This is a genomic window from Shewanella sp. 553 (assembly GCF_059338375.1).
The window spans coordinates 3527810-3550993 of the sequence record NZ_CM181701.1; the positions used below are offsets into that span (position 1 = coordinate 3527810).

Below are 23184 nucleotides of genomic sequence, written 5' to 3' on the forward strand. Positions count from 1 at the left end.
TGCTTATACCTAGACCAGTCAAAACTCGCACCAGGGTCGGTTTTACGCCCAGGCGCGATATCACTTAAATAACAATACCTTGCCAATCAATCGGCTTACCGGCTTACCCGAGTAAACCCTTTTTATACCTAGACCAGTCAAAACTTTCACCAGGGTCGGTTTTACGCCCTGGCGCGATATCACAGTGTCCTACTATTCGCTCGCCATTGAGCATAGGGTAGGCGTCAAACAAAGCTAAGGTTAATTGTTGTAATGTTGCATATTGGGCATCGGTGTAAGCAATATCATCTGTACCCTCTAACTCAATCCCAATGGCAAAATCATTACACCCTTCACGCCCCTGATAACACGACACCCCCGCATGCCAAGCTCTGTCATCACAGCTGACATACTGCACTAATTCCCCATCGCGGCGAATTAAAAAGTGGGCCGATACGGTTAATTGGGCCAACTCACAAAAACTGTCGTCGGCGCTCACATCAATACAGCCCTGAAACAGCTGATCAATATAGGGCAAACCGAATTGTCCTGCCGGTAAGCTAATGTTATGGATCACCAATAAACTCACCTCACCATAAGGACGCAGGTTAAAGTGCGGCGATACACATCGCCTTGCGTGGCTAACCCAGCCATCGCCTTGCATTGTTAGTTTACTCATCTTGCCTCGAATGGGGCTAGTTTGCCTCTCACGACTGTTATCTAAGTTGGCTACCGGCTTATGTCGCCATGGCGCATGCTAAACCAAGCTTAAGCCTAATCTATTAACCCAGCTCTATTAACCACAGGGCTGTATTAACCAAGAGCTCTATTAACTCAGGGCTATTCTCTAAGGACTATTAATTCAGAGCTATTAACACAGAGCTATAAGCGCCGATTAACCGCGCTCAACATAGCAAAAATAAACGCGAAATTCACTTTACCTGCATTTGCCTCACCTCGCTAGTTAAGCCGTCAGCGGAGTGCGGTAAACCCGGTATTAATCACCTCCAACGCTTCCGTTACCCTGCGCCCGCCGCTAGCGAGTCAGTTATTAGCATGATTCTTGATGACAAATCGCTCTTTTAGCGGCCATAAGCACTAAAATTCAATCTACAATTTACGCTGCTTTTTCAGATTCAGATTTGATATCATCGAGATACACAACAAGAGTGCTAGCAACGACTATACGAGTAACGAGTACGAGCCACAGGCATAACATCGCTAGGCATTGACGCCACCCGAATGATTCATCAACGGCACAAATGAGCCTAAGGCCGACAACCGTCACCCAAGACTGCTGCTCACAGAGGACAGAAACATGTTGGAAAATGATATAAGACTCGCGGTTAAAATCGCCCTCGAAGAAGATTTAGGCTACCAAGCGGACAGTAATTTGAGTGCCCAAGAGAAGCTAAGCGCCGACATTACCGCCCAACTGATCCCCAGCGATCGCTACGCACAGGCAACACTGATCACCCGTGAAGAGGGGGTATTTTGCGGTAAGGCGTGGGCAGAACAGGTCTTTAATCAGCTCGGTAGCGAAGTCGCCCTGCATTGGCATGTCGATGACGGCGATCTACTCGTGCCCAATCAAGTATTGTGTGAACTCTCCGGTCCGGCGCGCGCCATCTTAACCGGTGAGCGCACCGCCATGAACTTTATCCAAACCTTATCGGGCGTGGCCACCCTAACGAAACATTATGTCGATAGGATCGCTGGCACTCACTGTAAACTGCTCGATACCCGCAAAACCATCCCAGGGCTGCGCACCGCGCAAAAATACGCGGTCACCTGTGGTGGCGGACAAAATCATCGTATCGGCTTATACGATGCCTTTTTAATCAAAGAAAATCACATCATGGCCTGTGGCTCAATTGCCAACGCCATCAGCGCCGCCCGCCAACTGGCCAGCGATAAACTGGTCGAAGTTGAGGTCGAAAGCCTCGACGAGTTAATCCAAGCCTTAGACGCCCAAAGCGATATCGTGATGCTGGACAATTTCGACGTCACCATGATGTTACAGGCGGTCGAGCTTAATAACCGCTACCCCGAGGCCCTGCGCGCTAAGCTTGAGGTATCGGGTAACGTCACCTTAGACACCATCGGCGACTTTGCCAGCACAGGTGTCGATTACATCTCTGTCGGGGCGCTCACCAAACACCTCAAAGCACTGGATCTCTCCTTAAGATTAAAAGAGTAATCCTCCTTGCCTCGCTCCTAGGCCAAAAACCTAGGAGCAGCTAAAAGCTAAAATCAAGTAGCAAGCAGCTCAAGCCTAGCCCCCAACCCTTAGCCTTAGTACCGTCTCCCCCTTAGTACCAGTGTACGACTTACGACCGACAACAATTTGACTGACCTTTGCATCTGCGCAACAGACCCGCTCATTTAAGCAACACCATTTTTTTGACGGATCTTACCTAAGTGTCATTTCTTTAGGTAACGACAAAAAAATGTTAGAACTATTTTGACAAAACCATCGCCCTATTAGACAAATTTATCGCTAAATTAGTACTTTGTTGTCATAGGGAGTTCCATTTAGATTAACTTTGTAATAACGTTGACAGCAGGCGAGATGGCCATTTCGGCCAGCTCACCGCCAAGCTAGACTAATTACTCAGTCGAAAGTCGTAATTCGGCTAAGATAACGGCTAGCGACAGTGGTGTAGTTTGCCGAAACGACATACGATACACCCATGCAGTACAACTTATTAACATGCTAACTTTCACAAGGTGAACGCTGCAACACAGCAGTTATCGCTCAAGTTAACGGCAGTTAATTTAGGTGCGCTAGCTACCAACTAGTTATAAATAGCTATAAATAGTAAACAATAAGATAAAATTATCGTCCGACGGAGAGCGTAACAATGAAAGGTATCCAATTGAACAAACAAATGAACAACGCCAAGGGTTTCACCCTGATTGAATTGATGATCGTAGTCGCAATCATCGGTATTCTAGCCGCCATCGCACTGCCTGCTTATCAGAAATACACTCAAAAAGCTCAGTTTGCAAATATGAGAACAGCTGCTGGTGCTGCAAAAACTGCAGTAGAATTATGTGCACATAGTCTGAGCACCATTACAGGTTGTACTCAAAACACCAATGGTATACCAGCAACAATAACCGCCGGTGCAAAACTGTACGGCGTTACCACTGCAGATGGGGTTATCGATGTAGTTCCCGCGACAGATAACACCACATTAACTGCTATCAAAGCAACCTACAAATTAACGCCTGTAATAGATGCTTCTGGTGTTATAAAGTGGACACAAGCTTGTGTTCCCACAGACATGTGTCAATAATATTGAATAATAAATTTGAGGGGGCTATGCAACATAGTCCTCTTTATTTTACATCAATAATATAGGTCCAAATACGTGCCTACTTCAGGTCTTCACTTAGGATTATCCACCCTCTTTATTCGCAAGCACCTCCTAAGCGAAGCCCAAATTGCATCCGCAATCACCCGCTCGCGCCAAGCGAAACAATCCTTAGTCTCCACCATAGTCGCCGATAAGCTGATCTCCGCCCGTGAAATAGCCGAGCTCTGTTATGAAGAGTATGGCACGCCACTACTGGACCTGAATGAATTTGACCTAAGCAGCATCCCCGAAGACTTTCTCAATCGTAAACTCATCGAGAAACACCGCTGCCTGCCGCTGTTTAAGCGCGGTAACCGCCTCTATATTGGCACCTCTGATCCCACCAATATTGCCGCCTTAGAGGACTTTCAGTTTAGCGCCGGCCTGCACGCCGAGGCGATATTAGTCGAAGATGACAAACTCAGCAAAGCACTGGATAAAGTGCTCGAAGAGGATATCTCGGCGCTGGATTTAGACGGCATAGATGAAGACTCGCTCTCGGGTATCGAAATTACCGATACCGACAAGCGCCACGATGAGCCCACGGGGGACACCAGTGACGATGCCCCCATTGTTATCTACATCAATAAAATTTTGACCGATGCCATCCGTAAAGGGGCGTCGGACTTACACTTTGAGCCTTACGAGAAGCGCTATCGCATCCGTTTTCGCGTCGATGGCATATTGCATCAAGTCTCCGAGCCGCCGGTGAATCTCTCCGGTCGCATCTCCGCTCGCCTCAAGGTGATGTCAAAGCTGGATATTGCCGAGCGCCGCGTGCCCCAAGATGGCCGCATTAAGATGAAGCTGTCACGCACTAAATCTATCGATTTTCGGGTGAGCACCCTGCCCACCATCTGGGGCGAAAAAATCGTAATGCGTATCCTAGACTCCTCCTCGGCGCAGCTGGGCATCGAAAAGCTCGGCTATGAAGACGATCAGCGCGAGCTGTATGAGCAGATGCTCGCCAAACCCCAAGGCATGATCTTAGTCACCGGCCCCACTGGCTCGGGCAAAACCGTCTCCCTCTATACCGGGTTGAATATTCTCAACACCGAAGAGCGCAATATCTCCACCGCCGAAGATCCGGTCGAGATTAATCTTGAGGGCGTTAATCAGGTTCACATTAATTTAAAAGCCGGTCTCACCTTCGCCTCGGCGCTGCGCTCATTTTTACGCCAAGACCCCGACGTGGTAATGGTAGGGGAGATTCGCGATCTGGAAACCGCCGAAATCGCCATCAAGGCGGCGCAAACCGGTCACTTAGTGCTCTCGACCCTGCACACTAACTCGGCGGCCGAAACCTTAACCCGCTTGATCAATATGGGCGTACCCGGCTATAACATTGCCAGCTCGGTCAACTTGATTATTGCCCAGCGCCTTGCCAGACGCCTGTGCACCGAGTGCCGCGAGCCAGAAGCGGTGCCCGAACACGAGCTATTAAAACTTGGCTTTACCCAGCTGCAAATCGATGAGGGCTTTACCGTGTATAAGCCAGTGGGCTGCGAGCACTGCTCTGGTGGCTATAAAGGCCGCGTCGGTATTTATGAGGTGATGAAGATGTCAGATGAAATTGCCCGCACCATCATGGAAGGCGGTAATTCGCTGCAAATAGCCAGCCAAGCCAAGGAGCAAGGCATGCGTGACCTGCGCGGTTCTGGCCTGCGCAAGGTGATTGCCGGCGTCACCAGCATTGCCGAAATTAACCGTGTAACCAGCTTCTAGTGCCTATTCTCTAGCGCCTAGAAACTTAATCTAACAAGGATAACCCATGGCCAGCCCATCACTTGCCAAGTCAAAAAGCCCATCAAAAAGCAAAAAGAGCAAAACGGCTAAGGCGCAGCCCAAGGTCGTCACCTTCGAGTGGAAAGGCACCAATCGCGATGGAAAAAAAACCGGTGGCGAGCTGCGCGGCACCTCGGCTGCCGAAATTAAAGCCCAGCTAAAGTCCCAAGGGGTCAATCCTAAAGTCGTTAAGAAAAAAGCCGAATCGCTATTTAAGCGCGATCCTAAGATCACCGCCATGGATATCGCCATGATGACCCGCCAGATTGCCACCATGTTGGCTGCTGGCGTGCCCATTGTGACTACCTTGGAGATGCTCGGCCGCGGTCATGAAAAACCTAAAATGCGTGAACTGCTCGCCACCATTGTAGGCGATGTGCAGTCGGGCATCCCGCTGTCGGACTCACTCAGACCCCACCGCACATATTTCGACGACCTGTATGTCGACCTTGTGGCTGCGGGCGAGCACTCAGGCTCCCTCGATGCGGTGTTTGACAGAATCGCCACGTACCGCGAGAAAGCCGAGGCGCTCAAGTCTAAAATCAAAAAAGCGATGTTTTATCCGGCCGCCGTAGTGATAGTGGCAATTTTGGTTACCGCCTTACTGCTACTCTTTGTAGTGCCCCAGTTTGAAGATATCTTTAACGGTTTTGGCGCCGAGCTGCCCGCCTTTACTCAATTAATTATTGGCCTGTCTCGTTGGCTGCAAGGCTCATGGTATTTCTTTGTCATCGCCATCATTGTTGGGGTATGGGCATTCAAACGCGCCCACTTAACTTCAGAAACCTTTCGTAATCGCGTCGACGAGGCAGTATTAAAAATTCCAGCCATTGGTGACATTTTGCATAAAGGCGCCATGGCGCGTTTTGCCAGGACCTTAGCCACCACCTTCGCCGCGGGTGTGCCATTGATCGACGGTTTAGAATCGGCCGCCGGCGCATCGGGCAACTATGTGTATCGCAAGGCCCTGCTGAATGTGCGCCAAGAGGTGATGTCTGGCATGCAGATGAACGTTGCCATGCGCACTACTGGTTTATTTCCCGATATGCTGACCCAGATGGTGATGATTGGTGAAGAGTCTGGCGGCCTCGATGAGATGCTTAATAAGGTGGCTAATATTTACGAGATGCAGGTAGATGATGCCGTCGATGGCTTATCTAGCCTTATCGAACCCGTCATGATGGTAGTGATAGGTACCGTAGTGGGTGGCTTGATTGTCGGCATGTATTTACCCATCTTCGAAATGGGTAACGTGGTTGGCTGATATCATTGACTAAATCATAGGCTGACGACTGAGCATCATAGATGCCATTGGTCGTAACCATTTAATAGCAAGCAGAAATAGCAAGCAGATAAGTATAATAATGACTCAATTTATCGATTTAATGGCGCAGCACCCTTGGCTGTTTGCCGCCCTCAGTTTTGTGTTTGCCGCCAATATTGGCAGCTTTCTCAATGTGGTGATCCACCGTTTACCGGTGATGATGAAACGCGAGTGGCAGCAGGAATGCAACCACTACCTCAAGGAATACCATCAGCCCTTAATTGCCCCCATCGCCGAGAAACTCGATGCACCTATCGATGCCTTTCCGGCCAAATACAATTTGATTGTCCCTGGCTCATCTTGCCCTAAGTGCAATGCCGCCATCAAACCTTGGCATAATCTTCCCATAGTAGGTTGGTTAATGCTTAAAGGTCGCTGCGCCAGCTGCAGCATGCCAATTTCGGCCCGCTACCCGATAATTGAAGCGATAACCGGCCTTGCCGTGGCGTATTTAGCCCTGCACTTTGGTCCCACTTGGCAATTTGCCTTGGCAACATTGCTTACCTTCGCCCTGTTGGCATTGACCTTTATCGATCTCGACGAAATGCTACTGCCCGATCAAATCACCTTACCGCTACTCTGGTTAGGTTTACTCATTAACCTCAACGGTACCTTTGCCACAAGCACCGACGCCCTTATTGGCGCCGCGGCGGGTTATATGAGCCTATGGAGCGTCTTTTGGGGCTTTAAATTACTCACAGGCAAGGAAGGCATGGGCTACGGCGATTTTAAGCTGCTAGCCGTTTTTGGTGCCTGGTTAGGTTGGCAGATGCTGCCCTTGATCATATTGTTATCATCGGTAGTCGGTGCTTTAGTGGGCATAGCGATGATCGTCAATAAGAAAATTAACTCGGGTAACCCTATTCCGTTTGGCCCTTATATCGCTATTGCAGGTTGGATTGCCATGCTGTGGGGCGAACAAATAGTCAGCGCCTACTTGGCCACCCTTTAATCACGTACCTTTGTCTTTTACACTTCGTTGAGGGTTTACAGCCATGGCTAATTTTGTTGTCGGATTAACAGGTGGAATAGGCAGTGGCAAGACGACCGTGGCTAACCTGTTTGCCGAGCTAGGTGTCACCTTGGTTGATGCCGATATTGTCAGCCGAGACGTGGTCGCCAAAGGCAGTGAAGGATTAACTAAAATTGTCGAACACTTTGGCGAAACCATCTTACTCGATAATGGCGAACTTAACCGAGCAGCATTAAGACAACGTATTTTTAGTAACGCTGCCGAACGTGAATGGCTTAACGCACTGTTACACCCGCGAATTAGAGCAGAAATGCTAGCCCAATTAAAAAAAGCCAATTCACCCTACGCTATTTTAGTTGTGCCCTTGCTATTTGAGAACGGTTTAGATAGCTTAGTCAATTGCACCTTAGTGGTTGATATTTCGCCGGAACTACAAACCAAGCGAACCGTCGAGCGCGATGCAGTGAGTGCAGAGCAAGTGCAAAATATAATAAACAGTCAGGCCAGTAGAGCCGAAAAACTGTCAAAAGCTGATGATGTCATCGACAATCATGGAACGATATCAGCATTAAAAGGCAAGGTAGCTGTATTACATAATAAATACCTAACACTAGCCGGCCACACTTGATAATGTCATGAATGAATTGATCTATGAACAGCCACTCAACGAGAAGACTCGCAGCTATTTGCGACTCGAATTTCTTGCCAATCAGCTGCAAAGTAATCTAGATCAAGATCATCAACATCGATGTTTTTACCCATTGTTTTCCTTGTGTGCACTCACCGAGCGTTGTGACTATCGCGGTGAAATCATCAAAGATATCGATAAACAGCTGCAACATTTAAAACAGTGGCAAACGCAAAGCGATATAGATAAACAGCAGCTCACAGACTTTATCGATAGATTACAAGATGCCAGAAAATGTTTAATCCACTGTCAGCGCCCTGGACAAGCACTCAAACAAGACCGCTTTTTATCCGCACTGAGGCAACGATTTGGTATGCCGGGTGCGTGTTGTAACTTTGACCTGCCCCAACTGCATTTTTGGTTAGCAAAACCCTTCGAAACCCGTCAGCAAGAATATCGAGCCTGGATAGCACACTTCGACTGCTTACTGACTCCAATTAAACTACTGCTTGAGTTAACCCGTAAAACCACCCATTACACCACCACCACCGCAGTCGCAGGATTTTATCAAGGCAGTAGCGACCAAGCCCTATCATTGATTAGAGTGAAACTGGACGCCTCGCAAGGGTGCTACCCCACCATTAGCGGTAATCGCAACCGTTACGCTATCCACTTCGTCGGGTTTGAGCAACAAAAACATTCAGACCAAACCATCGACTTTATGTTGGCAACCTGCCGCTAAACTGATTACCATTGGCCTAATGCTAATCGACTGAACAGGATCGATTGGTATATTCAACGAGCGTCAATGGGAGCCTTTATGCCAACTGTAGTAAACTGTCCAACCTGCAAAACCGAGGTAGAATGGACTGCCACATCTAAATTTAAACCCTTCTGCAGCGAACGCTGCAAGTTAATCGATCTAGGCGACTGGGCATCAGAGAAACATGCCATTCCGGTTAAACCAGAATTCGATGCCGACTCCTTAGATGCACTCGGGTATGATGAAGCAGATTTTTTCAAGGACAACTAACCAATGAAACGCGTACATGTCGCCGTAGGTGTTGTCATTAATGCCGCCAACCAAGTATTGCTGGCCAAACGCCCAGACCATCTACATCAGGGCGGAAAATGGGAGTTTCCCGGTGGTAAGGTTGAAAATAACGAAACCACCTCACAAGCACTAATCAGAGAGTTGCAGGAAGAGGTTAACATTACAGTTAGCGATACAACGCCTCTAATGACAATTGCTCACGATTATCCCGACAAACAAGTCCTACTCGACATTCATCTAGTAAAAGCCTTCTCAGGAGAGCCTCGCGGCCTTGAAGGACAAGCTGTCACATGGGCAGAGTTCAATACATTAACAGAATATGACTTCCCCGCCGCTAACAGCCCTATCATAGAAAAACTTCTCTCTTTATAGTGCCATGTAGTCCAATATCTACAGATATTGGACTTTTCAAAGCCCCTACGTGGATGTAGAGAATGCAGCAGCTATTCACTGCCTATCACATGAATTGCAGCATGCTTTGCATGCGCTACTTAACGCCCATGTTCGAGTGGTCATTTCAATAGCGGTTAAACGAAAAAATCCCCAACACAAAATGCTGGGGATTTATCGATTCTCTTACGAGAAGTATTAGGCGCCTGTTATGGCCAGCTACGCTAAAGCTTCGCGCTCATATGCACATCGCTTACTATCACATGGGTTACACCTCACTACGTTCGGACTTTTTATTTCCCCATGTTCGAGTGGTTAGCTCCAGGCTAAAACGAAAAAAGCCCGTTGCATTAGCAACGGGCTTTATCGTATTAGGCGCCTGGAAATGACCTACTCTCACATGGGGAGACCCCACACTACCATCGGCGCGATTGCGTTTCACTTCTGAGTTCGGGATGGGATCAGGTGGTACCACAATGCTATGGTTTCCAGACAAATTTGGAAATTTGAAAAGCTGCTCTCAATCCTGTATTTCAAGAAGCAAGAGAGTTTAAAATTGAGTCACACTAAATCAAGTGGCGGTATTCTTTTACTAAAGTTAACCATTAACTGGAAACCCTTTTGGGTTGTATGGTTAAGCCTCACGGGTCATTAGTACAAGTTAGCTCAACGCCTCACAACGCTTACACACCTTGCCTATCAACGTAGTAGTCTCCTACGGCCCTTTAGAGGACTTAAAGTCCTAGGGATGACTCATCTTAGGGCTCGCTTCCCGCTTAGATGCTTTCAGCGGTTATCGATTCCGAACGTAGCTACCGGGCAATGCCATTGGCATGACAACCCGAACACCAGCGGTTCGTCCACTCCGGTCCTCTCGTACTAGGAGCAGCTCCCTTCAATCATCCAACGCCCACGGCAGATAGGGACCGAACTGTCTCACGACGTTCTGAACCCAGCTCGCGTACCACTTTAAATGGCGAACAGCCATACCCTTGGGACCGACTTCAGCCCCAGGATGTGATGAGCCGACATCGAGGTGCCAAACACCGCCGTCGATATGAACTCTTGGGCGGTATCAGCCTGTTATCCCCGGAGTACCTTTTATCCGTTGAGCGATGGCCCTTCCATTCAGAACCACCGGATCACTATGACCTGCTTTCGCACCTGCTCGACGTGTATGTCTCGCAGTTAAGCTGGCTTATGCCATTGCACTAACCGTACGATGTCCGACCGTACTTAGCCAACCTTCGTGCTCCTCCGTTACTCTTTGGGAGGAGACCGCCCCAGTCAAACTACCCACCAGGCACTGTCCTCAACCCCGATTCAGGGGCCAGAGTTAGAACATCAACACTACAAGGGTGGTATTTCAAGGTTGACTCCACAAGAACTGGCGTTCCTGCTTCAAAGTCTCCCACCTATCCTACACATGTAGGGTCAATGTTCAGTGCCAAGCTATAGTAAAGGTTCACGGGGTCTTTCCGTCTAGCCGCGGGTATACGGCATCTTCACCGCAATTTCAACTTCACTGAGTCTCGGCTGGAGACAGCGTGGCCATCATTACGCCATTCGTGCAGGTCGGAACTTACCCGACAAGGAATTTCGCTACCTTAGGACCGTTATAGTTACGGCCGCCGTTTACCGGGGCTTCGATCATGAGCTTCTCCGAAGATAACCCAATCAATTAACCTTCCGGCACCGGGCAGGCGTCACACCGTATACTTCCTCTTGCGAGTTTGCACAGTGCTGTGTTTTTGATAAACAGTTGCAGCCACCTGGTATCTGCGACTCCCGTCAGCTTAGAGAGCAAGTCTCATCACCAACAGGAGCGTACCTTCTCCCGAAGTTACGGTACCATTTTGCCTAGTTCCTTCAGCCGAGTTCTCTCAAGCGCCTTGGTATTCTCTACCCAACCACCTGTGTCGGTTTGGGGTACGATTCCTGCTAACCTGAAGCTTAGAAGATTTTCCTGGAAGCATGGCATCAACTACTTCAGTTCCGTAGAACCTCGTCGTCAACTCTCAGTGTATGTGCACCCGGATTTGCCTAAGTGCACCACCTACAGCCTTAAACGCGGACAACCAACGCCGCGCTAGCCTAGCCTTCTCCGTCTCTCCATCGCAGTTAGCAGAAGTACAGGAATATTAACCTGTTTCCCATCGACTACGCCTTTCGGCCTCGCCTTAGGGGTCGACTCACCCTGCCCTGATTAACATTGGACAGGAACCCTTGGTCTTTCGGCGAGGGGGTTTTTCACCCCCTTTATCGTTACTCATGTCAGCATTCGCACTTCTGATACCTCCAGCGTGGGTTACCCCTTCACCTTCAACGGCTTACAGAACGCTCCTCTACCGCACTAGCGCAAGCGCTAGTACCCATAGCTTCGGTGTATTGCTTAGCCCCGTTAAATCTTCCGCGCAGGCCGACTCGACTAGTGAGCTATTACGCTTTCTTTAAATGATGGCTGCTTCTAAGCCAACATCCTAGCTGTCTAAGCCTTCCCACATCGTTTCCCACTTAGCAATAACTTTGGGACCTTAGCTGATGGTCTGGGTTGTTTCCCTTTTCACGACGGACGTTAGCACCCGCCGTGTGTCTCCCGAGTAGTACTCATTGGTATTCGGAGTTTGCAAAGGGTTGGTAAGTCGGGATGACCCCCTAGCCTTAACAGTGCTCTACCCCCAATGGTATTCGCTCGAGGCGCTACCTAAATAGCTTTCGAGGAGAACCAGATATCTCCCGGTTTGATTGGCCTTTCACCCCCAGCCACAAGTCATCACCGCATTTTTCAACATACGTGTGTTCGGTCCTCCAGTTGATGTTACTCAACCTTCAACCTGCCCATGGCTAGATCACCGGGTTTCGGGTCTACACCTTGCAACTAAACGCGCAGTTAACACTCGGTTTCCCTACGGCTCCGCTATTCGCTTAACCTCGCTACAAAATGTAAGTCGCTGACCCATTATACAAAAGGTACGCAGTCACGGTCTCAAGAACCGCTCCCACTGCTTGTACGTATACGGTTTCAGGTTCTATTTCACTCCCCTCACAGGGGTTCTTTTCGCCTTTCCCTCACGGTACTGGTTCACTATCGGTCAGTCAGGAGTATTTAGCCTTGGAGGATGGTCCCCCCATGTTCAGACAAGATGTCACGTGTCCCGTCCTACTCGTTTTCACGTAAAGTTAGTTTTCATGTACGGGGCTATCACCCTGTGCCGCTGTGCTTTCCAACACATTCCACTAACACCCTCTACGCTTAAGGGCTAATCCCCGTTCGCTCGCCGCTACTAGGGGAATCTCGGTTGATTTCTTTTCCTCCGGGTACTTAGATGTTTCAGTTCCCCGGGTTCGCCTCACAACACTATGTATTCATGTTGTGATACATGCTTATGCATGTGGGTTTCCCCATTCGGACATCGTTAGCTCAAATGCTTGTTACTAGCTCGCCAACGCTTTTCGCAAGTTACTACGTCCTTCATCGCCTCTGACTGCCAAGGCATCCACCGTATACGCTTAGTCACTTAACCATACAACCCAAATGAGTTTCACAAGGAAACAAACTTTATCAAGCGGGTAAGCTTGATGTTGTATCGCAACTAATGGTGTTTACTTTCGCCAAAAGAATACTCATGAATCATCATTACAATGATTCGGCACTTGATTTAAGTGTTTGAGAACTCAATTTTAATTTTCGCGTCAATGCTACAAATAATCACGTACAAGTACGTCACTATCCCTTTCACATTAACACTATCAGCTTTCCAAATTTTTAAAGAACAAGCATCGCCGTTAAGACGTGCCACCTGCTCTAACAAGAACAAGTTATCTGTGTGAACACTCAACAAACATTAAGTTAGTCGTATAGGTAAGGAGGTGATCCAGCCCCAGGTTCCCCTAGGGCTACCTTGTTACGACTTCACCCCAGTCATGAACCACACCGTGGTAAACGCCCTCCCCGAAAGGTTAAGCTATCTACTTCTGGTGCAGCCCACTCCCATGGTGTGACGGGCGGTGTGTACAAGGCCCGGGAACGTATTCACCGTGGCATTCTGATCCACGATTACTAGCGATTCCGACTTCATGGAGTCGAGTTGCAGACTCCAATCCGGACTACGACAAGCTTTGTGAGATTAGCTCCACCTCGCGGCTTTGCAACCCTCTGTACTTGCCATTGTAGCACGTGTGTAGCCCTACTCGTAAGGGCCATGATGACTTGACGTCGTCCCCACCTTCCTCCGGTTTATCACCGGCAGTCTCCCTAAAGTTCCCACCATTACGTGCTGGCAAATAAGGATAAGGGTTGCGCTCGTTGCGGGACTTAACCCAACATTTCACAACACGAGCTGACGACAGCCATGCAGCACCTGTCTCAGAGTTCCCGAAGGCACTAAGCTATCTCTAGCGAATTCTCTGGATGTCAAGAGTAGGTAAGGTTCTTCGCGTTGCATCGAATTAAACCACATGCTCCACCGCTTGTGCGGGCCCCCGTCAATTCATTTGAGTTTTAACCTTGCGGCCGTACTCCCCAGGCGGTCTACTTAATGCGTTAGCTTGGGAACCCAGTGTTCAAGACACCAAATTCCGAGTAGACATCGTTTACGGCGTGGACTACCAGGGTATCTAATCCTGTTTGCTCCCCACGCTTTCGTACCTGAGCGTCAGTCTTTGTCCAGGGGGCCGCCTTCGCCACCGGTATTCCTTCAGATCTCTACGCATTTCACCGCTACACCTGAAATTCTACCCCCCTCTACAAGACTCTAGTCTGCCAGTTCGAAATGCAATTCCCAGGTTGAGCCCGGGGCTTTCACATCTCGCTTAACAAACCGCCTGCGTACGCTTTACGCCCAGTAATTCCGATTAACGCTTGGACCCCTCGTATTACCGCGGCTGCTGGCACGAAGTTAGCCGGTCCTTCTTCTGCGAGTAACGTCACACCTAAACGCTATTAACGTTTAAGCTTTCCTCCTCGCTGAAAGTGCTTTACAACCCGAAGGCCTTCTTCACACACGCGGCATGGCTGCATCAGGCTTGCGCCCATTGTGCAATATTCCCCACTGCTGCCTCCCGTAGGAGTCTGGGCCGTGTCTCAGTCCCAGTGTGGCTGATCATCCTCTCAGAACAGCTAGGGATCGTAGCCTTGGTGAGCCATTACCTCACCAACTAGCTAATCCCACCTAGGTACATCCAATCGCAGAAGGCCCGAAGGTCCCCTCTTTTCCCCCGTAGGGCGTATGCGGTATTAGCAGTCGTTTCCAACTGTTATCCCCCTCGACTGGGCAGTTCCCTAGGCATTACTCACCCGTCCGCCGCTCGTCAGCAAAGAAAGCAAGCTTTCTTCCTGTTACCGCTCGACTTGCATGTGTTAGGCCTGCCGCCAGCGTTCAATCTGAGCCATGATCAAACTCTTCAATTAAAGTTTTGGTGTTTGACTTACGTCAAACGGCTCAACGAATTCTGTTCGAACTAATCTTGCGATTAATTCTTTGTACATATTGCTATGAACACTCATCACCTCTCCTGAGAGAAAGTGAAAGAATAGGTTGATTTAATTCTTTGATTGCCAACCCGAAAGTTAGGCAATTTCGATTAACTCAACACCTGTGAGTGTCCACACAGATTTCTTGTTTCATCTTGTTAAAGAGCGTTGCTAGCATGAGAGAATCAATCTTTCATTTAGCCGCCGTTGACGCTAGGTCGTTGGCTTAGGGATGCGTATTTTACACTTCCCGTTGTTGGCGTCAAGTGCTTATTTTAAGAAGTTTTCCAAGCGATGTTTTCTTGAACAGAAGTCATCAATCGAAGCCCTTAAAAGCGCTTATCACCTGAGTTAATCTCCGAAGAGTTTAACTCGCCTCTCTTTGTTAAAAGAGAGGCTGACTTAGCTGCAAGTCCCGTACTACCTAGGTAGTTGGCCTGCTGTGCCGTGTCAGTGGATGCGCATTATAGGCAGTTCTCGGATGGGCGCAAGGGCTTTTTTCACTAAAAAAGCAATTAGTTTTTATACCTCACTTAAGCACATAGACCACACTGGTTATGCACAGACTTACCCACAAAATAACAACCTAACGCATAAACTAATCAAACTTATCACTGCTTCACGACGAAACTATCACAGCGAATAAGGTTCGCTTGGAACAACAAAATTACATAATCCCCCTATGGTCTAAACCTTTACGGGCTAACGAAGGTATTTAAAACAGCAGCAGCTTAAATATAGTTACTTATCGGTGCTGTACGAACATGTACAAAATAAAGTGAAGCCATAACATTCCTTTATAAATAATGCAGCAATGACACTTCGCTAATAGCACTTCACTTTAGGCAGATTTCACAAGCATCGCCCAACTGGACGTGACTCACTTGTCAGTACAGACGTACTTACTGGCATATAAGGCGACTCCAGCCCTTTAATCATTTCTCATTGCTCAAGCTTCCGCCCTACCCAGCATAACTAAACCTTAATTGCACAGTGTTGGCAGTGTCTTAACCAGAGTTCCTTATCTAGTAAGGTATTCTAAAATTTTGCTAACAGATTTGAGCAAATATCTGATGTAGAACACTGATATTTCTGTTCGAAATAGAGTCAGCAGCCACCTGTAATTGTCTTAAGCAATGTAGGTAAGTATAAAAACAATAAAGCCCTAGCCACTTCTTTCCATTCGAGATTTGCTAGGGCTTTTTCGAATCTCTTTCGAAAATAATTAGGTATCTGGAAATGGCAGGCTACGAGTAACCTCTTCGCGTTGACTCACATGGATGTGAGCAATGTCATAAACGCATGGATGTAGTTTCTGATCAAGCTCAGCCAGGTGGCGACCATCACTGATGGCGGAAGTGTCGATATTGAACGACGATAAGGATATAGGAAGTAACGTAACGCATGCAGTTGTTACCGAGGAGCTGCTATCGACCGACCTAGGGGTAGTGATTCATGCTTAGTTCGAGGCGGAGAGTTAAACATCTTACACATCCCCAAACGCAAAAAAGCCACCTTATTCAGGTGGCTTCTCTACTACTCTTTACGAGTAAAATAGGCGTCTGTCATGGTCAGCTTCGAGCTAGCTCTCCGCGTTCAGCTCCAGCATCAAGCTGCGCTTGATAAGCGCAGACGCTTCACCCTACTCTACATGGGTTTGAGCCTCACTACGTTCGGACTATTTACTTCCCCATGTTCGAGTGGTCATTTCAAAAACGGTTAAACGAAAAAATCCCCAACACGAAGTGCTGAGGATTTATCGTTTATTAGGCGTCTGGAAATGACCTACTCTCACATGGGGAGACCCCACACTACCATCGGCGCGATTGCGTTTCACTTCTGAGTTCGGGATGGGATCAGGTGGTACCACAATGCTATGGTTTCCAGACAAATTTTGTTGATACTGTGTATTTAAACTCAATATCTAAATAATGGTGCTGATACCCAGAATCGAACTGGGGACCTCATCCTTACCAAGGATGCGCTCTACCGACTGAGCCATATCAGCACAAAACTCTACGTGAATCAGATGTCTTACATAAAATTGCATCTTTCACTTAACTATTTCATTTTCATATCGAAAACAAATTAGGCGTCTGGAAATGACCTACTCTCACATGGGGAGACCCCACACTACCATCGGCGCGATTGCGTTTCACTTCTGAGTTCGGGATGGGATCAGGTGGGACCACAATGCTATGGTTTCCAGACAAATTTGGAAATTTAGAAAGCTGTTTTAAATTTGAGTACACTAAATCAAGTGTCGGTATTCTTTCGCTAAGTATTCACTTAGTTAGAAACCCTTTTGGGTTGTATGGTTAAGCCTCACGGGTCATTAGTACAAGTTAGCTCAACGCCTCACAACGCTTACACACCTTGCCTATCAACGTAGTAGTCTCCTACGGCCCTTTAGAGGACTTAAAGTCCTAGGGATGACTCATCTTAGGGCTCGCTTCCCGCTTAGATGCTTTCAGCGGTTATCGATTCCGAACGTAGCTACCGGGCAATGCCATTGGCATGACAACCCGAACACCAGCGGTTCGTCCACTCCGGTCCTCTCGTACTAGGAGCAGCTCCCTTCAATCATCCAACGCCCACGGCAGATAGGGACCGAACTGTCTCACGACGTTCTGAACCCAGCTCGCGTACCACTTTAAATGGCGAACAGCCATACCCTTGGGACCGACTTCAGCCCCAGGATGTGATGAGCCGACATCGAGGTGCCAAACACCGCCGTCGATATGAACTCTTGGGCGGTATCAGCCTGTTATCCCCGGAGTACCTTTTATCCGTTGAGCGATGGCCCTTCCATTCAGAACCACCGGATCACTATGACCTGCTTTCGCACCTGCTCGACGTGTATGTCTCGCAGTTAAGCTGGCTTATGCCATTGCACTAACCGTACGATGTCCGACCGTACTTAGCCAACCTTCGTGCTCCTCCGTTACTCTTTGGGAGGAGACCGCCCCAGTCAAACTACCCACCAGGCACTGTCCTCAACCCCGATTCAGGGGCCAGAGTTAGAACATCAACACTACAAGGGTGGTATTTCAAGGTTGACTCCACAAGAACTGGCGTTCCTGCTTCAAAGTCTCCCACCTATCCTACACATGTAGGGTCAATGTTCAGTGCCAAGCTATAGTAAAGGTTCACGGGGTCTTTCCGTCTAGCCGCGGGTATACGGCATCTTCACCGCAATTTCAACTTCACTGAGTCTCGGCTGGAGACAGCGTGGCCATCATTACGCCATTCGTGCAGGTCGGAACTTACCCGACAAGGAATTTCGCTACCTTAGGACCGTTATAGTTACGGCCGCCGTTTACCGGGGCTTCGATCATGAGCTTCTCCGAAGATAACCCAATCAATTAACCTTCCGGCACCGGGCAGGCGTCACACCGTATACTTCCTCTTGCGAGTTTGCACAGTGCTGTGTTTTTGATAAACAGTTGCAGCCACCTGGTATCTGCGACTCCCGTCAGCTTAGAGAGCAAGTCTCATCACCAACAGGAGCGTACCTTCTCCCGAAGTTACGGTACCATTTTGCCTAGTTCCTTCAGCCGAGTTCTCTCAAGCGCCTTGGTATTCTCTACCCAACCACCTGTGTCGGTTTGGGGTACGATTCCTGCTAACCTGAAGCTTAGAAGATTTTCCTGGAAGCATGGCATCAACTACTTCAGTTCCGTAGAACCTCGTCATCAACTCTCAGTGTATGTGCACCCGGATTTGCCTAAGTGCACCACCTACAGCCTTAAACGCGGACAACCAACGCCGCGCTAGCCTAGCCTTCTCCGTCTCTCCATCGCAGTTAGCAGAAGTACAGGAATATTAACCTGTTTCCCATCGACTACGCCTTTCGGCCTCGCCTTAGGGGTCGACTCACCCTGCCCTGATTAACATTGGACAGGAACCCTTGGTCTTTCGGCGAGGGGGTTTTTCACCCCCTTTATCGTTACTCATGTCAGCATTCGCACTTCTGATACCTCCAGCGTGGGTTACCCCTTCACCTTCAACGGCTTACAGAACGCTCCTCTACCGCACTAGCGCAAGCGCTAGTACCCATAGCTTCGGTGTATTGCTTAGCCCCGTTAAATCTTCCGCGCAGGCCGACTCGACTAGTGAGCTATTACGCTTTCTTTAAATGATGGCTGCTTCTAAGCCAACATCCTAGCTGTCTAAGCCTTCCCACATCGTTTCCCACTTAGCAATAACTTTGGGACCTTAGCTGATGGTCTGGGTTGTTTCCCTTTTCACGACGGACGTTAGCACCCGCCGTGTGTCTCCCGAGTAGTACTCATTGGTATTCGGAGTTTGCAAAGGGTTGGTAAGTCGGGATGACCCCCTAGCCTTAACAGTGCTCTACCCCCAATGGTATTCGCTCGAGGCGCTACCTAAATAGCTTTCGAGGAGAACCAGATATCTCCCGGTTTGATTGGCCTTTCACCCCCAGCCACAAGTCATCACCGCATTTTTCAACATACGTGTGTTCGGTCCTCCAGTTGATGTTACTCAACCTTCAACCTGCCCATGGCTAGATCACCGGGTTTCGGGTCTACACCTTGCAACTAAACGCGCAGTTAACACTCGGTTTCCCTACGGCTCCGCTATTCGCTTAACCTCGCTACAAAATGTAAGTCGCTGACCCATTATACAAAAGGTACGCAGTCACGGTCTCAAGAACCGCTCCCACTGCTTGTACGTATACGGTTTCAGGTTCTATTTCACTCCCCTCACAGGGGTTCTTTTCGCCTTTCCCTCACGGTACTGGTTCACTATCGGTCAGTCAGGAGTATTTAGCCTTGGAGGATGGTCCCCCCATGTTCAGACAAGATGTCACGTGTCCCGTCCTACTCGTTTTCACGTAAAGTTAGTTTTCATGTACGGGGCTATCACCCTGTGCCGCTGTGCTTTCCAACACATTCCACTAACACCCTCTACGCTTAAGGGCTAATCCCCGTTCGCTCGCCGCTACTAGGGGAATCTCGGTTGATTTCTTTTCCTCCGGGTACTTAGATGTTTCAGTTCCCCGGGTTCGCCTCACAACACTATGTATTCATGTTGTGATACATGCTTATGCATGTGGGTTTCCCCATTCGGACATCGTTAGCTCAAATGCTTGTTACTAGCTCGCCAACGCTTTTCGCAAGTTACTACGTCCTTCATCGCCTCTGACTGCCAAGGCATCCACCGTATACGCTTAGTCACTTAACCATACAACCCAAATGAGTTTCACAAGGAAACAAACTTTATCAAGCGGGTAAGCTTGATGTTGTATCGCAACTAATGGTGTTTACTTTCGCCAAAAGAATACTCATGAATCATCATTACAATGATTCGGCACTTGATTTAAGTGTTTGAGAACTCAATTTTAATTTTCGCGTCAATGCTACAAATAATCACGTACAAGTACGTCACTATCCCTTTCACATTAACACTATCAGCTTTCCAAATTTTTAAAGAGCGGGCTTAAAAAAGCCAAAGATAAATTTTGCATTTATCTTTGGCATCTCTATCCATGTGCAAGTAAATGGTGGAGCTATGCGGGATCGAACCGCAGACCTCCTGCGTGCAAGGCAGGCGCTCTCCCAGCTGAGCTATAGCCCCATTTACATGCAGTCAAACAAATATATCGAATGCCAAATAATTTTGGCGAAGCCAAATCGAGTTTAGTCAAGGTAACTTGTTGCGACGTTTAGTTCACTAAACGAGTAATAAGTTAACATAGAATAAACGAAGATTTGGTGGGTCAGAGTGGACTTGAACCACCGACCTCACCCTTATCAGGGGTGCGCTCTAACCAGCTGAGCTACAGACCCATTCTTTTTGGTTATTTAATTCTAACTGAATCAAATCCCTCAAAAATTATCTTTCGATATTTTGCTCTTTCTTTCTATCAAGTAATCTGTGTGAACACTCAACAAACATTAAGTTAGTCGTATAGGTAAGGAGGTGATCCAGCCCCAGGTTCCCCTAGGGCTACCTTGTTACGACTTCACCCCAGTCATGAACCACACCGTGGTAAACGCCCTCCTCGAAAGGTTAAGCTATCTACTTCTGGTGCAGCCCACTCCCATGGTGTGACGGGCGGTGTGTACAAGGCCCGGGAACGTATTCACCGTGGCATTCTGATCCACGATTACTAGCGATTCCGACTTCATGGAGTCGAGTTGCAGACTCCAATCCGGACTACGACAAGCTTTGTGAGATTAGCTCCACCTCGCGGCTTTGCAACCCTCTGTACTTGCCATTGTAGCACGTGTGTAGCCCTACTCGTAAGGGCCATGATGACTTGACGTCGTCCCCACCTTCCTCCGGTTTATCACCGGCAGTCTCCCTAAAGTTCCCACCATTACGTGCTGGCAAATAAGGATAAGGGTTGCGCTCGTTGCGGGACTTAACCCAACATTTCACAACACGAGCTGACGACAGCCATGCAGCACCTGTCTCAGAGTTCCCGAAGGCACTAAGCTATCTCTAGCGAATTCTCTGGATGTCAAGAGTAGGTAAGGTTCTTCGCGTTGCATCGAATTAAACCACATGCTCCACCGCTTGTGCGGGCCCCCGTCAATTCATTTGAGTTTTAACCTTGCGGCCGTACTCCCCAGGCGGTCTACTTAATGCGTTAGCTTGGGAACCCAGTGTTCAAGACACCAAATTCCGAGTAGACATCGTTTACGGCGTGGACTACCAGGGTATCTAATCCTGTTTGCTCCCCACGCTTTCGTACCTGAGCGTCAGTCTTTGTCCAGGGGGCCGCCTTCGCCACCGGTATTCCTTCAGATCTCTACGCATTTCACCGCTACACCTGAAATTCTACCCCCCTCTACAAGACTCTAGTCTGCCAGTTCGAAATGCAATTCCCAGGTTGAGCCCGGGGCTTTCACATCTCGCTTAACAAACCGCCTGCGTACGCTTTACGCCCAGTAATTCCGATTAACGCTTGGACCCCTCGTATTACCGCGGCTGCTGGCACGAAGTTAGCCGGTCCTTCTTCTGCGAGTAACGTCACACCTAAACGCTATTAACGTTTAAGCTTTCCTCCTCGCTGAAAGTGCTTTACAACCCGAAGGCCTTCTTCACACACGCGGCATGGCTGCATCAGGCTTGCGCCCATTGTGCAATATTCCCCACTGCTGCCTCCCGTAGGAGTCTGGGCCGTGTCTCAGTCCCAGTGTGGCTGATCATCCTCTCAGAACAGCTAGGGATCGTCGCCTTGGTGAGCCATTACCTCACCAACTAGCTAATCCCACCTAGGTACATCCAATCGCAGAAGGCCCGAAGGTCCCCTCTTTTCCCCCGTAGGGCGTATGCGGTATTAGCAGTCGTTTCCAACTGTTATCCCCCTCGACTGGGCAGTTCCCTAGGCATTACTCACCCGTCCGCCGCTCGTCAGCAAAGAAAGCAAGCTTTCTCCCTGTTACCGCTCGACTTGCATGTGTTAGGCCTGCCGCCAGCGTTCAATCTGAGCCATGATCAAACTCTTCAATTAAAGTTTTGTTGAATCTTGCGATTCGGCTCAATGAATTCTGATTCCGTTTAAAAGACTCGGAAGAATCTTAAAAACGTTTGTACATATTGCTATGAACACTCATCGTTACATTGATTTAATTCTTTGATTGCCAACCCGAAGGTTAGGCAATTTCGATTAACTCAACACCTGTGAGTGTCCACACAGATTACTTGATAAATTGTTAAAGAGCGTTAGCACATCTCGGTAGTTCCAAGTGGCTAGGGCTGCGTATTCTACGCAATCCGTGGTTCGCGTCAAGCAGTTTTTGAAAACTTTTTGATGCGGCACTTTTCAGTGCCTGACCACGCTGTAAGCTAGGTGTTTAACCAAGTTACTTAGTGCTTTACGACTTATCTCTGCGAGCTTCGCCGTGTCAGTGGTTGCGCATTATAGGGAGATATCTGGGGGGCGCAAGTTGTTTTTGAAGAAAAATGGCACTTTTTGCGATCTTTTTAGATAGCCACACAATACACACCCCTTACCCCCAACCTTATCCACAGAGCGAAGTTGAGCGAGTAAAAAACACACGATACATTGCACTTCTTTTAGCTATTACTGATTAGCTATTGCTGGCTCGGCCACTTAATAGAACTAACTTATTAGTGGCTCATTGTGCTTACTAGGTTTATAAAGTGATTAATTGCCGATTCTTTATATTGATAGGACTACATAGGGAAGCAATATCGATTTAGACGTTTTATACGTTTAT

The 23184-nt window shown here is 48.4% G+C and carries 10 protein-coding genes, 3 tRNA genes and 7 rRNA genes; 9 read left to right on the forward strand and 11 right to left on the reverse strand.

Features of this window, described 5'->3' with window-relative positions:
• Positions 1-103 precede the first annotated feature (103 nt).
• Positions 104-658 (reverse strand): 1,6-anhydro-N-acetylmuramyl-L-alanine amidase AmpD, encoded by a 555-nt coding sequence (ampD, locus tag AC5YBZ_RS15565; RefSeq protein WP_494543161.1) that lies wholly within the window; start codon positions 656-658, stop codon positions 104-106.
• A gap of 639 nt (positions 659-1297) precedes the next feature.
• Between ampD and nadC the strand changes: the two genes are divergently transcribed.
• The 9 genes from nadC to mutT all read left to right on the forward strand — a co-directional run bounded on the left by nadC (position 1298) and on the right by mutT (position 9477).
• Positions 1298-2179 carry a carboxylating nicotinate-nucleotide diphosphorylase gene (gene nadC, locus AC5YBZ_RS15570; RefSeq protein WP_494520758.1) on the forward strand — a complete coding sequence of 294 codons (882 nt, stop codon included), beginning with the start codon at positions 1298-1300 and terminating at the stop codon, positions 2177-2179.
• Between the two features lie 664 nt (positions 2180-2843).
• Positions 2844-3281 carry a pilin gene (locus AC5YBZ_RS15575; protein WP_494543162.1) on the forward strand — a complete coding sequence of 146 codons (438 nt, stop codon included), beginning with the start codon at positions 2844-2846 and terminating at the stop codon, positions 3279-3281.
• A 75-nt stretch (positions 3282-3356) separates the two neighbouring features.
• Positions 3357-5066 carry a type IV-A pilus assembly ATPase PilB gene (gene pilB / locus AC5YBZ_RS15580; RefSeq protein ID WP_494543163.1) on the forward strand — a complete coding sequence of 570 codons (1710 nt, stop codon included), beginning with the start codon at positions 3357-3359 and terminating at the stop codon, positions 5064-5066.
• A gap of 46 nt (positions 5067-5112) precedes the next feature.
• Positions 5113-6390, forward strand: a complete 1278-nt coding sequence (locus tag AC5YBZ_RS15585; protein WP_494543164.1) for a type II secretion system F family protein — start codon at positions 5113-5115, stop codon at positions 6388-6390.
• A 100-nt stretch (positions 6391-6490) separates the two neighbouring features.
• Positions 6491-7402, forward strand: coding sequence for a prepilin peptidase (locus tag AC5YBZ_RS15590; RefSeq protein ID WP_494520755.1), 912 nt, complete (start codon positions 6491-6493; stop codon positions 7400-7402).
• A gap of 43 nt (positions 7403-7445) precedes the next feature.
• Positions 7446-8051 carry a dephospho-CoA kinase gene (coaE, locus tag AC5YBZ_RS15595; protein WP_494520754.1) on the forward strand — a complete coding sequence of 202 codons (606 nt, stop codon included), beginning with the start codon at positions 7446-7448 and terminating at the stop codon, positions 8049-8051.
• 7 nt (positions 8052-8058) lie between these two features.
• Complete coding sequence (zapD, locus tag AC5YBZ_RS15600; protein WP_494543165.1) at positions 8059-8793, forward strand: cell division protein ZapD; 735 nt, start codon at positions 8059-8061, stop codon at positions 8791-8793.
• Between the two features lie 78 nt (positions 8794-8871).
• Complete coding sequence (yacG, locus tag AC5YBZ_RS15605) at positions 8872-9084, forward strand: DNA gyrase inhibitor YacG (RefSeq protein WP_494520752.1); 213 nt, start codon at positions 8872-8874, stop codon at positions 9082-9084.
• Positions 9085-9087: 3 nt separating this feature from the next.
• Positions 9088-9477, forward strand: coding sequence for an 8-oxo-dGTP diphosphatase MutT (gene mutT, locus AC5YBZ_RS15610; RefSeq protein WP_494524007.1), 390 nt, complete (start codon positions 9088-9090; stop codon positions 9475-9477).
• A 395-nt stretch (positions 9478-9872) separates the two neighbouring features.
• Here the strand turns inward: mutT and rrf (AC5YBZ_RS15615) are convergent.
• From rrf (AC5YBZ_RS15615) to AC5YBZ_RS15660, 10 genes are all read right to left on the reverse strand, one after another.
• Positions 9873-9988: ribosomal RNA gene (rrf, locus tag AC5YBZ_RS15615) — 5S ribosomal RNA — on the reverse strand.
• 137 nt (positions 9989-10125) lie between these two features.
• A 23S ribosomal RNA gene (locus tag AC5YBZ_RS15620) occupies positions 10126-13019 on the reverse strand.
• 339 nt (positions 13020-13358) lie between these two features.
• Positions 13359-14905, reverse strand: a 16S ribosomal RNA gene (locus AC5YBZ_RS15625).
• 1835 nt (positions 14906-16740) lie between these two features.
• Positions 16741-16856 (reverse strand): 5S ribosomal RNA (rrf, locus tag AC5YBZ_RS15630).
• Positions 16857-16900: 44 nt separating this feature from the next.
• Positions 16901-16976 (reverse strand) — tRNA-Thr (locus AC5YBZ_RS15635).
• A gap of 86 nt (positions 16977-17062) precedes the next feature.
• A 5S ribosomal RNA gene (rrf, locus tag AC5YBZ_RS15640) occupies positions 17063-17178 on the reverse strand.
• 104 nt (positions 17179-17282) lie between these two features.
• Positions 17283-20176, reverse strand: a 23S ribosomal RNA gene (locus tag AC5YBZ_RS15645).
• Positions 20177-20493: 317 nt separating this feature from the next.
• Positions 20494-20569 (reverse strand) — tRNA-Ala (locus AC5YBZ_RS15650).
• A 135-nt stretch (positions 20570-20704) separates the two neighbouring features.
• Positions 20705-20781: transfer RNA gene (locus AC5YBZ_RS15655), tRNA-Ile, on the reverse strand.
• A gap of 126 nt (positions 20782-20907) precedes the next feature.
• Positions 20908-22454 (reverse strand): 16S ribosomal RNA (locus AC5YBZ_RS15660).
• Together the 16S, 23S and 5S rRNA genes with 3 tRNA genes alongside form the textbook arrangement of a ribosomal RNA operon.
• Positions 22455-23184 lie beyond the last annotated feature (730 nt).

Excerpts from the sequence above, each read along its gene's own strand:
- ampD (WP_494543161.1), bottom strand. The coding sequence starts at position 658 with ATGAGTAAACTAACAATGCAAGGCGATGGCTGGGTTAGCCACGCAAGG.
- mutT (WP_494524007.1), top strand. The coding sequence starts at position 9,088 with ATGAAACGCGTACATGTCGCCGTAGGTGTTGTCATTAATGCCGCCAAC.
- yacG (WP_494520752.1), top strand. The coding sequence starts at position 8,872 with ATGCCAACTGTAGTAAACTGTCCAACCTGCAAAACCGAGGTAGAATGG.
- AC5YBZ_RS15590 (WP_494520755.1), top strand. The coding sequence starts at position 6,491 with ATGACTCAATTTATCGATTTAATGGCGCAGCACCCTTGGCTGTTTGCC.
- zapD (WP_494543165.1), top strand. The coding sequence starts at position 8,059 with ATGAATGAATTGATCTATGAACAGCCACTCAACGAGAAGACTCGCAGC.
- nadC (WP_494520758.1), top strand. The coding sequence starts at position 1,298 with ATGTTGGAAAATGATATAAGACTCGCGGTTAAAATCGCCCTCGAAGAA.
- AC5YBZ_RS15585 (WP_494543164.1), top strand. The coding sequence starts at position 5,113 with ATGGCCAGCCCATCACTTGCCAAGTCAAAAAGCCCATCAAAAAGCAAA.
- AC5YBZ_RS15575 (WP_494543162.1), top strand. The coding sequence starts at position 2,844 with ATGAAAGGTATCCAATTGAACAAACAAATGAACAACGCCAAGGGTTTC.
- coaE (WP_494520754.1), top strand. The coding sequence starts at position 7,446 with ATGGCTAATTTTGTTGTCGGATTAACAGGTGGAATAGGCAGTGGCAAG.